Here is a 14,839-nt window from a genome sequence, read left to right on the forward strand (position 1 = left end):
TTGATAGGTCGGGTGTGTAAGCGCAGCGATGCGTTGAGCTAACCGATACTAATGAACCGTGAGGCTTAACCTTACAACGCCGAAGCTGTTTTCGGTGACTGAGACAATTTTCAGCTGATACAGATTAACCGGGTGGCCCGTGCGGCGGCCCGGAAACAGAATTTGCCTGGCGGCTGTAGCGCGGTGGTCCCACCTGACCCCATGCCGAACTCAGAAGTGAAACGCCGTAGCGCCGATGGTAGTGTGGGGTCTCCCCATGCGAGAGTAGGGAACTGCCAGGCATCAAATCAGGAACCCCGTACCGCAAGGTACGGGGTTTTTCGCATTTCTCCATCCCGGGCAAACTCAACAATCTCTGGCTAAAATAACAAGATATACATCGTCATCGAGGTTATTTTGCCGAATCCCCCATTTAACTACCAACAAGATTTTGCCAACACAAACTTTCGTGATCATCCTGAGCTTTACCAGGTAGGGCGGGGAGAGCAGGGTGTCTTGCTGGTTGAACCTTATAAAAGTGAAATCCTGCCCTACTGGCGTTACAAAAATGCTGAAGTCGCGACAAAATCTGCACAGGAAATTTACGCGCTCTTTGAGCAATATCGTGAGAAAAATGATTTTGTTGGTATGGATATGGCCAGGAAATTTATTCAGATGGGGTATACCCGCGCCAGGCGCTATGCCAACCACAAAGGCGGCAAAAAGTATGATGATGAACGCAATGTGCGTCCGTTAGATCACGATCCAGTCAAAGCCGAAGCGGCGAAAGTCTTTAAGGGATGGTGGGATAAAATTCGTGCCGATGAAGATTATTTACAGAGAAAACAAGCGCATCAAAAAAAGTGGGGTTGATGATACCCCTCGCCTCAGGCCGCATTTTATGACTTATCTCACAAAATTAAATGAAACATAATAGAAACAATTTTTTTACCTAACGTTAAATTTTAAATCTGGTTTTACTGGAACGGGTGCAATGGCCCGCAATGTAAGACAGGGGATTTAAAATGACAGAAACCGTAGCAAGTACAGATACGGAAAGTAAAAAAGAGGCAGACGGCGATACCCGCCGCAGGATCTGGGCTATCGTCGGCGCATCTTCTGGCAATCTGGTGGAATGGTTCGACTTCTATGTTTACTCATTTTGTTCACTCTATTTTGCTCATATCTTCTTCCCATCCGGCAACACCACGACACAACTTCTGCAAACCGCAGGCGTCTTTGCCGCTGGCTTTTTGATGCGCCCAATCGGCGGCTGGCTGTTTGGTCGCATCGCCGATCGAAGAGGGCGAAAAACGTCCATGCTGATCTCAGTCTGTATGATGTGTTTCGGCTCTTTGGTTATTGCCTGTCTACCCGGCTATGATGCGATTGGCACATGGGCACCGGCCTTACTCTTGCTGGCGCGTTTGTTCCAGGGGCTATCCGTTGGGGGGGAATATGGTACAAGTGCGACCTATATGAGTGAAGTCGCAGTGGAAGGGCGTAAAGGCTTTTATGCTTCTTTTCAGTACGTCACGCTGATCGGCGGTCAGCTGTTGGCTATCCTGGCCGTGGTAATACTGCAACAAGTATTGAGTGATGAAGATCTCCGTGCCTGGGGATGGCGTATTCCTTTTGCGCTGGGTGCAGTCCTGGCCGTGGTGGCACTGTGGTTACGGCGCCAACTGGATGAAACGTCGCGAAAAGAGGTGAGAACGTTAAAAGAGGCGGGTTCATTTAAAGGTTTATGGCGTAACCGCAAGGCATTTTTGATGGTGCTCGGCTTCACGGCAGGCGGCTCACTCACCTTCTATACCTTTACAACCTACATGCAAAAGTATCTGGTCAACACCACGGGTATGCACGCTAACGTGGCGAGTATGGTCATGACAGTGGCGCTGTTTGTTTTTATGCTTATTCAGCCCATTATCGGTGCGCTGTCAGATAAAATCGGTCGTCGTAGTTCCATGCTCATTTTTGGCGGATTATCGACGTTATGCACGGTGCCTATTCTCACAGCGCTTCAGCATGTTTCATCCCCTTATGCCGCTTTTGCTCTGGTGATGGTGGCACTGGTCATTGCCAGTTTTTACACCTCTATCAGCGGCATTCTTAAGGCAGAGATGTTTCCGGCTCAGGTACGTGCGCTGGGGGTGGGGTTATCTTATGCGGTAGCTAACGCACTCTTTGGGGGGTCGGCAGAATATGTTGCGCTGTCATTAAAATCGATCGGCAATGAGACCGTCTTTTTCTGGTACGTTACGCTGATGGGGGCGCTGGCATTTATTGTCTCGCTGATGCTGCACCGAAAAGGGAAAGGGGTCCGTCTTTAGTGCTCCGCCAGTTGCCACAGGCTATAGCCGGTTGTTGCCCCGGCGATATCCCAGGCAAAATCTTTCCAGCTCCAGCCGCTCCCCGCCGGGCGGCTGTCCCACAACTCCTTCGATGCCCCAAGACTCACTGAAAACATCAAGCCGTACGCCGCGCTACGATCGCGACTATACCCCTGTCGTTGGGCATACTCATTACCCGCCGCTGAGAGCATCGCCGAGGCGAGAAAGTGTTGTGCCTTATCCTGACCCGACCAGCTATCCTGAGCCATATGGCTACAACCACACAGAAGCAGACAGCCCATTAACAGAAAATAACGCACAACGATCTCCATAAAAAAGCCCCGTCAATGACAGGGCTGAAAATTACAAAATGCGGCTAATCAAGCGATCAATGCGGATCCTGCGCAGACGGCGGATCAGTTTTCTGACCTTAACCGGATAATCAGCAATGCTCTGCAGATCGCGGTAATGGTTAACCACAGTGGTATGGGTGCGGATCAACTCCAGCTCGCGATCGCGCTGGGCTGCCAGCTCATGACGCGGGTCGTGGATCAGAATGGCATTCTCAAGATCCAGTCGCCATGCACGTGGGTTGAGGTTATTTCCCGTTAGCAGCATCCACTCATCATCAACCCACATCCCTTTCAGATGATAGCTGTTATCTTCATCTTTCCAGAGACGCACCACCAGCTGATCGGTATTGACATAATACTGCAGGCGGCTGAGGAAGCGGCGCAGGTTAATCTCATACAGATAAGGCAGGGCACCGATAATCTTAAATGGCTGATCTTCAGGGATAAAGAAATCGTTCGCCGTTTTATCACCAACGATTATTTCAACCTTTTTACCGTCGCGTAAAAGCTGGATGATATTACGCACCAGGACTGCCGGCAGGTTGAAATAGGGGGTACAGATGGTCAGCTTATGCTGAGTGCACGGCATAAGATGGAAGATAGTTTTATTGAGCAGGCTGGATTTGCCAAGGCCTACAAGCGGGGTCACTGCAAGCTGTTCATTATCCGCATCACCCTGGAAATGGAACATGGCATCGCGCAATTCCTGACGGAAAAGACGAATGTCATTTTTGATCTCCGGGCTTTTTGGACGATGGGGATCGTCAAGGCGATTCACGCCGCGACCGCGTACCAGGTTCTGATCCACCCACTCGAACATGACGTCAGCCATGCGGGCATTACGCACCAGGTGATAGCGATCGTAACGGTATTTATCAAGCTGATGCAGGTAGACGTCATTCAGACTTGCGCCGCTGTAGAGCACGCTATCATCAATGATGAAGCCTTTGAAGTGGAGTACGCCGAGCGCTTCGCGGGTGTTAACCGGGACACCATAAACCGCCACATCTACGCCAGGGTTCTCCTGCGCCATGCGGCAATACCAGTCGGCATTAGTGTTAGATGCGGCTGCACCAATACGGCCGCGCTGAGCGCGATGCCAGTCCACCAGGATGCGAACATCCAGTTCAGGGCGCTGACGTTTGGCCTCGTATACCGCGCGTAAAATCGCGCTGCCGCCTTCATCCTGTTCAAGATAAAGCGCGATAATGCAAATACGATGCGTTGCGCTGGCAATTTTTGCCAGTAGCGTCTCCCGAAAATCAGCGGGAGCATAAAAGAACTCTACATCATCAACTGACTGAGAAATCTTCGGTAGTTGAGCAAGGTGTTGTTGATGTTTATTACGCTTAAATTTGGACAACATCACAGTGCGTTTCTTCTCTGTTCATTGAAGGATTATATGGGCTATGCAGCCAACAGAAGCGGGCAATCATACCACCAGTGCCGTTTAAAGTGGTCAACATTTCCAGTACCTTACTCTTGTTTACCAGTCGACATCAGCGCCAGCGTCAGCCCCACAATGCCATCTTCCAGCTGAACATCAACAGTAAAGCCTAATTTTCGCGCCAGGGCGATCATGCCACGATTATTAGGCATAGTAATGCCATTGAGACGGATAAGTCCGTGATCGCGCGTATAACCGATCAGCTTTTCCAGCAACCGTCTGCCTAGCCCGAGGCCTTTTAGATCGGAGCGAACAAGTACTGCAAATTCCGCATCGACGTTATCAGGATCGGAAATAGCACGCGTGACGCCAAGGATCTCATCACCCTCATCAGTGCGGCGGACGGCAACAAAAGCCATTTCCCGATCGTAGTCGATCTGCGTCATATTGGCTAAATCTTCGTGGGTAAATTCGTTGATTTCACTAAAGTAGCGATAGTAAAGATCTTCTTTTGTCACTTGGGCAATAAAGCGCTGTAGCTGGGGTTCATCTTCAGGAAGGATGGGACGAAACAGCGACTGCTCGCCATTTTTCATCTCCACCCATTCTTCAAGCTGATGAGGGTAAGGACGGATCGCGAGTCGGCTTTCACGATCGCCAGTAAAGGCTGCCACGTCCATCGTCACGTCCAGGGCCGTCAGTTCGCTGCCGGAGGCCAGTAAAGGATGAATGTCCAGACGCTGTATTTCCGGGCTGTCGATGATCAGGTTCGATACCTGCACCAGGAACTGGCTCAGAGCAGCGATATCCAGCGATCGCAAGGCACTACGCCCGCGGATCTTCTTGCTCTTGATCCCCTGGATCACCAGGTAGCGCGCCAGGTTCATGTTCAGCGGAGGCAGGGCAACCACCGCCTGCTCTTCAGGACGCCACTCAACGCCCCCTTCGCCCAGCATGATCAGTGGACCAAAGACCGGATCGTGTTCAACCACCACCCGTAACTCCTGTGCCCCCGCGCGGTTGGCCATGCTTTGCACCAGCAGGCCGTGGATCCGCGCCTGGGGCCAGGTCATTTTGACGCGATCGATGATGGCATCTGCCGCCTGTTGAACTTCCGCCGCGGTGCGCAGATACAGCATTACCCCCTGAACTTCTGACTTATGGGGGATATCGGGGGAGCGGAGTTTTAGCGCCACCGGATAACCAATCTGCTCGGCAATATGCACCGCTTCCGCACTGTCACTGGCGATCCAGGTCGGCAGGGTATGCATGCCGAAAGCATTCAGGATCGGCTGCACCTCGTGGGTGTCCAGTGTACGCGCGCCATCATCAATGTCGCGTTGCAGCAGGGCACGGGCATGACCGGTATTGGCCGTCAGATTTCCGGGGAGCGCAGGGGTTTCCCGCAGCTGTTTCTGGTTACGTCGGTACTCCACCATGTGCATAAAGGCGGTGATGGTGCCTTCCGGTGTGCGGTATGTCGGTAGCCCTGCCTCGCTGAACAGGCGGCGTGCCTCCTGAGAGGAAAACTCACCGCACCAGTTGGTCAAAAGCGAAACGTATTTACCACGCGGATGCTTTTTCACAGTTTCAATCAGCGAACGGGCACTTTCACTTCCTGGCGCGACGGCGCTCGGAGAGTGAATAACCATCAGGGCATCAAAATCCTGGCTCTCCAGCAGAATGTTCAGGGCGCTGATATAGCGATCGCTGCTGGCATCGTCACGCAAATCGAGTGGATTACCCGGCTCTACGCCAGGAGGCAGCGCCTCACGCAGGCGCTGGAGCGTCTCTTCACTGAGCGCGGCCAGCTTGCCGTTACGCAGCCAGAGTTCATCCAACGCCAGCGCGGCGGGGGCGGCACCGTTGCTGATGATCATCAGCCGTTCACCCCGGAGCGGACGCATATGGCTGAGCGTTTCGACAGCCGAAAAGAGTTCATGGGTATCCTGAACGCGCAGTAAACCGGCACGCTGGATGGCGGCATCCCAGGCGGGGTCCATCCCGGAATGCGAGTGCAGAAGACGCTGGGCGGCCGGGCTACGACCGCTTTTGATCACCAGGATCGGTTTATTGCGCGAGGCACTACGGGCCGCCGAAACAAAGCGTCGGGCATCGCTCAGATGCTCAAGATAGAGCAGGATGGCGCTGGTTTTGGTATCGCGTGCCAGAAAATCCAGCAGCTCGTCGACATCGATGTCCAGCCCATCGCCCAGGGCGATAAAGTAGGAAAACCCCATCTCACGCTGCTGTGCCCAGTCGAGGATCGTATTGGAGACCGCCGCCGACTGCGAGATAAAGGCCAACTTGCCTTTACGTATCGGAACAGGCGAGAAACTGGCGTTCAGCCCCTGCCAGGGCGCCAGCAGGCCAAGGCTGTTTGGCCCCAGCAGTCGCATCTGGAATCGCGCCGCGCAGGCCAGGAGCGCCGTCTGTTGTTCAGGAGGTGAGGAGAGAATGATGCAGGTTTTACAGCCCTTTTTACCCAGCGCCTCAAGCAGCGTAATATTGCGTTGGGCATGAGTACAAAGCACCGCGAGATCGGGGATAAAGGGCAGGCTGTCCACGTCTGGCCAGGCCAGGACGCCCAGCACGGCTTTATAAGCAGGCGTTACCGGCAGAATTGGGCCGTTGAAACCGCCTGCGAGCAGGTTCCGCATCATCAGGTAACCGGCGCGTTCGGGTTTCATCGACGCGCCGATGACGGCGATGGATTTAGGGCGGAGTAATGCTTCTAACCCGCGCTGGCTCATACAAGTCTCCTGAAAAGGCGAGTGACCTGATGATTTTAAACGCTTTCCGGCTCCGTTGCTGTGATGCTTCCCTTATGAGTGGTTTTTCCTGCGAGATAGCGTTCGCGAAAACAAGAAAAATGGCCACCAAGCGCACTGGCTGCCAGGGTATCGCCCGCCAGATCCAGTAGCGCAATCGCCACTTCGGCTGTGCAGTACTGGCCGTCAGCGTGGGCTTCACGCAGGCGATAAGAAGAAACACGTGACAGATCGACCGAGATTACCGGCAGGGCATCCAGATAAGGACTCTTGCGGAACATCTTACGCGCTTCGGTCCAGGTGCCGTCCAGCATAATAAACAGCGGGGGCTTGCCGGAAGGGGGAACGGTAAGCACTTCACGCGTTTCTCCGGCATAAGACGCCGGGAACACCACCATCGGCTGATAATCCGGGCTGGCGACCAAATCCAGGAGTGCCTGCGGCGGTTCGGTGCGAGACCACTGGAAAGCAGCGGTATCCGGTAAAATATCGGCGATGAGTCGGCCAGTATTGCTGGGCTTCATCGGTTCCGTATCAAACATTACCAGACAGAAACGGCTTTTAGCCTCGCAGGGTGTCAGCGTAGCGCACAGGCACTGCTTAAGCGGCAGCAGGCAGCGCTGACAGCGACGAATGCGGTTACCACGGGCAAGGAAAGGACGAGTCGCACGCGCCAGGCGTTCGGCGCGCAATTGCAGTACGGCGTTATCAGTCATGGGGGGAGAGCGTAGAAAAAACGCCATTCTCGCAGAGGCGAGAGCGGGGCACAAGTTACGTGCCCCGGAATATCAGAGGGATTCGTTCAGCCAGCTGTCAAACGGGGCTTTTGGCACTGCGCCGTTCAACATATCGACCACCTCACCATTCTTGAAAATCATGATGGTTGGAATACTGCGAATGCGGAAGCGTGCGCTCAGCTCACGTTCAGCTTCGGTGTTCACTTTCACAAAACGCATTTTGCCGTTACGCTCTTCTGCGACATCTTCAAAAATCGGTGCAAAATTGCGGCATGGGCCGCACCATGGTGCCCAGAAATCGACCACTACCGGCAGATCGTCCTTCAGCAGTTTATCCAGAGTTGCACCGGTAGCATTAATGACATCACCATCGAACAATTCATGACCGCAGCGTCCGCATTTTGCTCCATCATCAATTCGATCCTCTGGAATGCGGTTAAGAGCCTGGCAGTTGGCACATACGGTATTCATAACTAACCTCAGGTAGAGCAGGGGGACAAATCGGCAACATGCCGGTTATGTTTCCAATATGTTACATATTATCAGCGACCCTGTTTGAAACAACAATGCGTTTTATTCAATGAGAACAATAGTCACAGGCTTTTATACGAAGTAATGGCTATGCGCGGGTACATCGGGTAATCTGCGCGCTTCGCGCAGCGCTGGTGGAGAAAAGCATGAACGACGAACTGAAAAACAAAAGCGGCAAGGTCAAAGTGATGTATGTCCGCAGTGATGATGACTCTGATAAACGCACCGAAAATCCGCGTACCGGAAAAGGTGGCGGGCGTCCAGGGCCATCTCGTGCAGACGGTGGCCGTCGCCCCGCCCGCGATGAGAGAAACAGCCGCGGTGATGACCGCAAACGCGACGATCGTAAACGTGACGACCGTAAGCGTGATGATTTCAAACGCGACGACTTTAACCGCGACGCTTCCCCGTGGCGTACCGTTTCCCGCGCGCCGGGCGATGAGTCGAAGGCCCCTGTCGATCACGGCAGCATGGCCGGTAAAACGGTGATTGATCCAGAAGTCATCCGCCGTCAACGCGCGGAAGAGACGCGTGTCTACGGTGAGAACGCCTGTCAGGCCCTGTTCCAGAGCCGTCCTGACAGCATCGTGCGCGCCTGGTTTATCCAGAGCGTCACGCCGCGTTTCAAAGAGGCGCTGCGCTGGATGGCCGCCAATCGCAAAGCCTACCACGTGGTAGATGATGCAGAGATTACCAAAGCGTCTGGCACCGAACACCACGGTGGCGTTTGCTTCCTGATTAAGAAACGTAACGGGATGACCGTTAAGCAGTGGGTTAGCCAGGCAGCGGAAGATGACTGCGTACTGGCGATGGAAGACGTGGGCAACCCGCACAACCTCGGCGCGATGATGCGCAGCTGCGCCCATTTCGGCGTGAAAGGGGTACTGTTGCAGGATGCGGCTTTGCTGGAATCCGGTGCGGCAATCCGTACCGCGGAAGGCGGCGCGGAGCACGTTCAGCCGATCACTGGCGACAGCGTGTTAGACGCGATTGAACAGTTCCGTAAAGCGGGCTATTCCATTGTGACTACCTCAAGCCACAAAGGCACCACCCCGCTGTTTAAGGCGACGCTGCCGCGTAAAATGGTGCTGTTGCTGGGTCAGGAGCGTGATGGTCTGTCTGATGCGGCACTGTCCAGCGCCGATCTGAGCGTCTCTATCGATGGCACCGGCAATGTCGAAAGCCTTAACGTATCCGTTGCGACCGGCGTTCTGCTGGCGGAGTGGTGGCGTCAGAACAAAGCGTAATCCCGTTCTGTTTTTGTAGACCGGGTAAGGCGAAGCCGCCACCCGGCAATAGGCCCGGTGGCGCTATGTTTACCGGGCCTGCATATCTGCTCTGTTTATCCAGTCTATTCGCTTTCAGCCGGTAACTCTGGCATCCAGTTAATTGGCGTTTCGCCCTGTTTCTCCAGCCACTCATTTGCCAGCACGAAATGATTGCAGCCAAAAAAGCCGCGGTGCGCTGACAGCGGCGATGGGTGCGGTGCTTTCAGCACATGATGGCGCTGGGTATCAATGATCGCCCCTTTCTTCTGCGCGTGCGACCCCCACAGTAAAAACACAACCCCTTCCCGATGTTGGTTAATCAGGCTGATAACTTTATCCGTAAACGCCTCCCAGCCCAGGCTGGCATGGGAGTGTGCCTGCCCGGCGCGTACCGTCAGCACCGTGTTCAGCAGCAGCACGCCCTGGCGCGCCCAGCTTTCCAGATAGCCGTGTGCAGGTCGGGTAAAACCAGGCACCGAGGCTTCCAGCTCCTTATACATATTCAGCAGGGAAGGGGGAGTTGCAACGCCCGGACGTACGGAAAAGGCCAGACCGTGCGCCTGGCCCGGCCCGTGATAGGGATCCTGGCCCAGAATTACCACTTTGACATCGGCCAGTTCGGTAAAACGAAAGGCGTTAAATACGTCTTTCTGTGGCGGATAGATGGTGATGCCGTCCTGACGTTCGGCAGCAACCGTGTTCAGCGTATTGACGAAATAAGGTTGTTTTTTCTCATCGGCCAGTACGTCATGCCAGGTTAAAGGTGTTGTCATCTCGCTCTCCTGCGAATTTTATCTGCTCCTAGCTTAACTGGTTATGACGAGGGAGCAAAATTGCCGGGGTAAAAGGGCATCTAAATGAAAAATATTTAAAAAATTACGAATTATTTTGAAGGCTGGATTCGGGGAAAATTGATATAAAACAATAATCTTCCCTGATAGCCCTTCTGTCGATGTGGTTTTTATTGATTTACGTCAATGAATGACGAGGGTTTGACTGATATATATACACTCAAGCAACAATGGTTTTACCAATTGCCCTAAACAATGGGCAACACCCAATAGTGTAGTTTAAGGGAGACATTACATGATTACTGGTATCCAGATTACTAAAGCTGCAAACGACGACCTGCTGAACTCTTTCTGGCTGCTGGACAGCGAAAAAGGCGAAGCGCGCTGCGTATGTGCAAAAGCAGGCTTTGCAGAAGATGAAGTTGTTCCGGTTAATAAACTGGGTGAGATTGAGTACCGCGAAATCCCAATGGAAATCAAACCGGAAGTGCGCGTTGAAGGCGGTCAGCATCTGAACGTTAACGTGCTGCGTCGCGAAACACTGGAAGATGCCGTTAAGCATCCTGAAAAATATCCACAGCTGACCATTCGTGTATCTGGTTATGCCGTTCGCTTTAACTCACTGACTGCAGAACAGCAGCGTGACGTCATTGCCCGTACCTTTACCGCCAGCCTGTAATTGCTGCCAGCGAATAGATACAAAAACGCCGGGTTAACCCCGGCGTTTTTTTACGCTTATTTCTGTGAAGCAGGTTCACTGCCACTTGGCTTGCGACGTTTACCAATGTTTTTGGCATCACGGTGGCGTTGCTTCACACGCGGTTTCTCTTTTTCTTTCTCTTTTTTCTCTGCGCGCTTGGCGAGAACTTTCTTCGACGGTTTACCCGTCATTTTTTCGCTTGGTGGGCGCGTAGTAGGGCGCAGTTCGTCAATCACGCGCGCTTTCACCGGCTCTTCGATGTAGCGACCCACTTTCTGCAGCAGCAGATAGTCATGCGCCTCAACCAGAGAAATCGCGGTGCCTTTAAGGCCTGCACGCCCGGTACGACCGATACGGTGAAGGTAAACATCCCCGCTGCGCGGCATGTCGAAGTTAATCACATGGCTCACTTCAGGAATGTCGATACCACGCGCTGCCACGTCGGTGGCAATCAAGACATTCACGCGACCTTCGGTCAGGCGTTTAATCCCTTCGGTACGTTTAATCTGCGCCATCTCACCTTCGAGATAACAGTTGTTAATGCCCGCGGCACGAAGTTGTTCAGCCAGTTCGTGCACGCGTTCGCGTTTACGTACAAAGACGATGGTACGGGTCGTGTCATCTTGTTTTAACAGATGTTTAAGCAACTCGAGCTTATGCTCGTAGTTATCAGCACGGTAATACCACTGGTGAATTTTTTTGCGCTCGCGCGTGGACGGCGTGGCAGAAACTTCTGCCGGATCGTTAAGCAGACGCTCAGCAAAGTCTTTAATCGCATCGCCTTCAAGCGTGGCAGAAAACAGCATGGTCTGTTTGCGCCAGCGGGTTTCGCCTGCGATGTGTTCAATATCCTGCGCGAAGCCCAGCTCCAGCATGCGATCCGCTTCATCCAGAATCAGCGTTTCAACAGCACGGCAATCAAAGTTTTCTTCTTTGATGTACTGCATCAAACGCCCGGTGGTGGCGACCACGATATCCTGGTTCTCACTGAACACTTCGGCGTGGTTCATATAGGCTACGCCACCGGTGATGGTCGCAATATCCAGATGGGTATTGGCGGCCAGTTCACGCGCATGCTCCGCAACCTGAACGGCTAACTCACGTGTTGGGGTCAGGATAAGGATACGCGGTGGACCGGATTTCTTGCGGGGGAAATCAATCAGATGCTGCAAGACAGGCAGCAGGTACGCCGCCGTTTTACCGGTGCCTGTCGGCGCTGAACCGAGTACGTCGCGGCCTTCTAACGCAGGCGGAATGGCTGCCGCCTGGATGGCAGTCGGGCGTGTGAAGCCTTTATTCTGGAGGGCTTCCAGAAGGCTTTCGTCGAGTTCAAGTTCGGAAAAAGTCGTTACAGTCATGTTCTACCTCTGTGTGGGGCGCTGATTATAGACGTTATGGCTGCAATCTTCATCTGTTTGTGTGGATATCCCTTTTCCGTCGTTACGCTTTCCCCTATGCTACTCCCGTTTCATTTTGAAGGTTGCTCTGACATGTCTCAACTCAAAGCGCAGTTGCGCCGCGATGGTTTTACCTTTAAGCAGTTCTTTGTCGCTCACGACCGCTGTGCAATGAAAGTCGGCACCGATGGCATTTTACTGGGGGCATGGGCACCGGTTGCAGGCGTTAAACGTATCCTTGATATTGGCAGCGGCAGCGGGTTATTAGCCCTCATGCTGGCGCAGCGCACCGAGCCGTCAACCACGCTTGATGCGGTAGAGCTGGATCCTCGTGCGGCCGAACAGGCAGCAGAAAACGTGGCTGAATCCCCCTGGGCCTCTCGCATTGCACTCCATTGTGCGGATGTTCTTACCTGGGCACCAGAGCAAACGGCTCGCTATGATTTAATTGTCAGTAATCCTCCTTATTATGAACCCGGCGTCGGGTGCGCAACGCCCGAGCGCGACCAGGCTCGTTCAACCGGCTCGCTCGATCACGGTGCGCTATTAGCCTGTGCGGCGGCGTTGATCACCGAAGAGGGGTTTTTCTGCGTGGTATTACCGGAAAGCGCGGGCAGTGCGCTAATCAATAACGCACTGGAAATGGGCTGGTATTTACGTCTGCGCACCGACATTGCTGACACGGACGGCAGGTTACCGCACCGGGTTCTGGTGGCGCTGTCGCCGAAAGAAGGGGAATGCTTCAGCGACAGGCTGGTGATCCGCGGGCCAGATCAGCGTTATTCCGAGGATTATACGGCGCTGACCCACCCGTTCTATCTGTTTATGTGAGCCAGCGGCGAGAGCACGGACGGCCCGGAGTGCTCAAGTTGTTCCGGGTAGTCGAGCGTATAATGCAGCCCGCGGCTCTCTTTACGCATCATTGCGCAACGCACAATCAGCTCCGCCACCTGGACCAGATTACGCAGCTCCAGCAGATTGTTTGACACGCGGAAGTGAGCGTAATACTCGTCAATCTCCTGCTGTAACATGGTAATGCGACGCAGGGCGCGCTCCAGCCGCTTGGTGGTGCGTACAATCCCCACGTAATCCCACATAAAGAGGCGCAGTTCGTGCCAGTTATGCTGGATCACCACCAGTTCATCCGGGTTTTCCACGCGGCTTTCATCCCAGGCGGGCAGATTTTCTGCCTGACGGGCATAAGGCATGCGCTTGGTAATATCTTCTGCCGCCGACCAGCCATAGACCAGACACTCCAGCAGCGAGTTAGAGGCCATACGGTTGGCACCATGCAGGCCGGTATAACTCACTTCGCCGATCGCGTACAGGCCGTCAACGTCGGTGCGGCCATGATCGTCCACCATCACTCCACCGCAGGTATAGTGGGCTGCGGGCACCACAGGCATCGGCTCTTTGGTGATGTCGATGCCTAATCCCAGCAATTTTTCATAGATGGTCGGGAAGTGCTGACGCACAAATTCTGCGGGTTTGTGGCTGATATCCAGATACATGCAATCCACGCCCAGGCGTTTCATTTCATGATCGATAGCGCGGGCCACGACATCACGCGGGGCCAACTCGCCCCGCTCGTCGAAGTCCGGCATAAAGCGTGTGCCATCCGGGCGCTTCAGATGCGCGCCTTCACCGCGCAGGGCTTCAGTCAGCAGGAAATTGCGGGCCTGCGGGTGGAATAATGCGGTGGGGTGGAACTGATTAAATTCCAGATTGGCCACGCGACAGCCTGCACGCCAGGCCATGGCAATCCCGTCGCCTGAAGAGATATCGGGGTTAGTGGTGTACTGGTACACCTTGGAAGCACCGCCTGTCGCCAGTACCACCGATTTGGCCCGGCAGGTTTCTACCGTCTCTTTATTACGGTTCCAGACCCAGGCACCCACGACGCGGCGCGTACCTGGCAGACCAATCTTGTCGGAAATGATCAAGTCTACCGCATTGCTGCGTTCCAGCACCTGGATATTCGGATGGCTCAACGCCTGGCTGACCAGTGTCGTTTCCACCTCTTTACCGGTGGCGTCCGCAGCGTGCAGGATACGGCGATGGCTATGACCACCTTCCCGCGTCAGGTGATAACTCTCTTCACCGTTGGGCTGGACGTGGGTATCAAACAACACACCCTGATCGATAAGCCACTGAACGCAATGTCGGGCATTACTGGCGACAAACTCAGCGGCGTGCTTATCCACGATACCGCCACCGGCAATCAGGGTATCTTCTACGTGGGAGTCGATACTGTCCGTTTCATCAAACACAGCGGCAATCCCGCCCTGTGCATAGAAGGTGGAGCCTTCATTGATGGGACCCTTGCTGAGAACAATCACTTTCTGGTGTGAGGCGAGTCGCAGCGCCAGTGAAAGGCCAGCGGCACCGCTGCCGATAATCAGTACGTCACAGGAGAGGTCAGTCATTGCGTTCATGATGTGTGTTTAATTTACTAAACAGTGTTTGGCCAGCATAGCACCCGAATGCGAGGAATCGCACGTTTTTTTTAAGGTTGGTTGCAATGACTAAACAGCACGCCAGGAGCAAGCAGGCACAAAAAGAGCAGAAATATTTTGCGAAGCAGATCGTTAG

13 protein-coding genes and 1 rRNA gene are annotated in these 14,839 nt (G+C 53.9%); 6 read left to right on the forward strand and 8 right to left on the reverse strand.

The genetic code is table 11. The features are described 5' to 3' along the window. The first annotated feature begins 165 nt into the window (after positions 1–165). From rrf to ABIE02_RS05345, 3 genes are all read left to right on the forward strand, one after another. A 5S ribosomal RNA gene (gene rrf, locus ABIE02_RS05335) occupies positions 166–281 on the forward strand. A 115-nt stretch (positions 282–396) separates the two neighbouring features. After that, complete coding sequence (locus ABIE02_RS05340; protein ID WP_032613212.1) at positions 397–852, forward strand: DUF4385 domain-containing protein; 456 nt, start codon at positions 397–399, stop codon at positions 850–852. Between the two features lie 152 nt (positions 853–1,004). Continuing rightward, on the forward strand, positions 1,005–2,312 hold the full coding sequence (locus ABIE02_RS05345; protein ID WP_262658367.1) for an MFS transporter: 1,308 nt from the start codon (positions 1,005–1,007) through the stop codon (positions 2,310–2,312). Here the strand turns inward: ABIE02_RS05345 and ABIE02_RS05350 are convergent. The 5 genes from ABIE02_RS05350 to trxC all read right to left on the reverse strand — a co-directional run bounded on the left by ABIE02_RS05350 (position 2,309) and on the right by trxC (position 8,031). Next, on the reverse strand, positions 2,309–2,644 hold the full coding sequence (locus ABIE02_RS05350) for a YfiM family lipoprotein (RefSeq protein WP_072250771.1): 336 nt from the start codon (positions 2,642–2,644) through the stop codon (positions 2,309–2,311). The two genes, ABIE02_RS05345 and ABIE02_RS05350, sit on opposite strands and share 4 nt — an antisense overlap. A gap of 31 nt (positions 2,645–2,675) precedes the next feature. Continuing rightward, the gene (gene pssA / locus ABIE02_RS05355) at positions 2,676–4,031 is read right to left on the reverse strand and encodes a CDP-diacylglycerol--serine O-phosphatidyltransferase (protein ID WP_032613208.1); all 1,356 of its coding nucleotides are present in this window, start codon (positions 4,029–4,031) and stop codon (positions 2,676–2,678) included. A 110-nt stretch (positions 4,032–4,141) separates the two neighbouring features. Further along, complete coding sequence (locus tag ABIE02_RS05360) at positions 4,142–6,805, reverse strand: bifunctional acetate--CoA ligase family protein/GNAT family N-acetyltransferase (protein ID WP_262658365.1); 2,664 nt, start codon at positions 6,803–6,805, stop codon at positions 4,142–4,144. Positions 6,806–6,840: 35 nt separating this feature from the next. After that, positions 6,841–7,539, reverse strand: coding sequence for a tRNA-uridine aminocarboxypropyltransferase (gene tapT, locus ABIE02_RS05365; RefSeq protein WP_032613203.1), 699 nt, complete (start codon positions 7,537–7,539; stop codon positions 6,841–6,843). Between the two features lie 72 nt (positions 7,540–7,611). Further along, positions 7,612–8,031, reverse strand: a complete 420-nt coding sequence (trxC, locus tag ABIE02_RS05370; protein WP_059307384.1) for a thioredoxin TrxC — start codon at positions 8,029–8,031, stop codon at positions 7,612–7,614. A gap of 206 nt (positions 8,032–8,237) precedes the next feature. Here trxC and ABIE02_RS05375 point away from each other — a divergent pair, with 206 nt between their 5' ends. Next, positions 8,238–9,338, forward strand: coding sequence for a tRNA/rRNA methyltransferase (locus ABIE02_RS05375; protein ID WP_117385216.1), 1,101 nt, complete (start codon positions 8,238–8,240; stop codon positions 9,336–9,338). Positions 9,339–9,442: 104 nt separating this feature from the next. On the opposite strand, the gene ung is transcribed toward ABIE02_RS05375, so the two are convergent. After that, entirely contained in the window at positions 9,443–10,132 is a 690-nt protein-coding gene (gene ung / locus ABIE02_RS05380; RefSeq protein ID WP_262658363.1) for a uracil-DNA glycosylase, read from the reverse strand. 313 nt (positions 10,133–10,445) lie between these two features. Here ung and grcA point away from each other — a divergent pair, with 313 nt between their 5' ends. Further along, entirely contained in the window at positions 10,446–10,829 is a 384-nt protein-coding gene (gene grcA, locus ABIE02_RS05385; protein ID WP_032613195.1) for an autonomous glycyl radical cofactor GrcA, read from the forward strand. A gap of 56 nt (positions 10,830–10,885) precedes the next feature. Here grcA and srmB read toward each other — a convergent pair whose 3' ends face one another. Beyond that, complete coding sequence (gene srmB, locus ABIE02_RS05390; protein ID WP_032613193.1) at positions 10,886–12,208, reverse strand: ATP-dependent RNA helicase SrmB; 1,323 nt, start codon at positions 12,206–12,208, stop codon at positions 10,886–10,888. A gap of 132 nt (positions 12,209–12,340) precedes the next feature. On the opposite strand from srmB, the gene trmN reads away from it, so the two are divergent. Next, complete coding sequence (gene trmN, locus ABIE02_RS05395) at positions 12,341–13,078, forward strand: tRNA(1)(Val) (adenine(37)-N(6))-methyltransferase TrmN (RefSeq protein ID WP_032613191.1); 738 nt, start codon at positions 12,341–12,343, stop codon at positions 13,076–13,078. On the opposite strand, the gene nadB is transcribed toward trmN, so the two are convergent. Further along, complete coding sequence (gene nadB / locus ABIE02_RS05400) at positions 13,063–14,682, reverse strand: L-aspartate oxidase (protein ID WP_103793081.1); 1,620 nt, start codon at positions 14,680–14,682, stop codon at positions 13,063–13,065. The two genes, trmN and nadB, sit on opposite strands and share 16 nt — an antisense overlap. Positions 14,683–14,839 lie beyond the last annotated feature (157 nt).

Origin of the sequence: Leclercia sp. 1548 (genome assembly GCF_050435045.1) — a bacterium.
Lineage (GTDB): Bacteria > Pseudomonadota > Gammaproteobacteria > Enterobacterales > Enterobacteriaceae > Enterobacter > Enterobacter adecarboxylatus.

Excerpts from the sequence above, each read along its gene's own strand:
- ABIE02_RS05345 (WP_262658367.1), top strand. The coding sequence starts at position 1,005 with ATGACAGAAACCGTAGCAAGTACAGATACGGAAAGTAAAAAAGAGGCA.
- ABIE02_RS05350 (WP_072250771.1), bottom strand. The coding sequence starts at position 2,644 with ATGGAGATCGTTGTGCGTTATTTTCTGTTAATGGGCTGTCTGCTTCTG.
- pssA (WP_032613208.1), bottom strand. The coding sequence starts at position 4,031 with ATGTTGTCCAAATTTAAGCGTAATAAACATCAACAACACCTTGCTCAA.
- ABIE02_RS05360 (WP_262658365.1), bottom strand. The coding sequence starts at position 6,805 with ATGAGCCAGCGCGGGTTAGAAGCATTACTCCGCCCTAAATCCATCGCC.
- tapT (WP_032613203.1), bottom strand. The coding sequence starts at position 7,539 with ATGACTGATAACGCCGTACTGCAATTGCGCGCCGAACGCCTGGCGCGT.
- trxC (WP_059307384.1), bottom strand. The coding sequence starts at position 8,031 with ATGAATACCGTATGTGCCAACTGCCAGGCTCTTAACCGCATTCCAGAG.
- ABIE02_RS05375 (WP_117385216.1), top strand. The coding sequence starts at position 8,238 with ATGAACGACGAACTGAAAAACAAAAGCGGCAAGGTCAAAGTGATGTAT.
- ung (WP_262658363.1), bottom strand. The coding sequence starts at position 10,132 with ATGACAACACCTTTAACCTGGCATGACGTACTGGCCGATGAGAAAAAA.
- grcA (WP_032613195.1), top strand. The coding sequence starts at position 10,446 with ATGATTACTGGTATCCAGATTACTAAAGCTGCAAACGACGACCTGCTG.
- srmB (WP_032613193.1), bottom strand. The coding sequence starts at position 12,208 with ATGACTGTAACGACTTTTTCCGAACTTGAACTCGACGAAAGCCTTCTG.
- trmN (WP_032613191.1), top strand. The coding sequence starts at position 12,341 with ATGTCTCAACTCAAAGCGCAGTTGCGCCGCGATGGTTTTACCTTTAAG.
- nadB (WP_103793081.1), bottom strand. The coding sequence starts at position 14,682 with ATGAACGCAATGACTGACCTCTCCTGTGACGTACTGATTATCGGCAGC.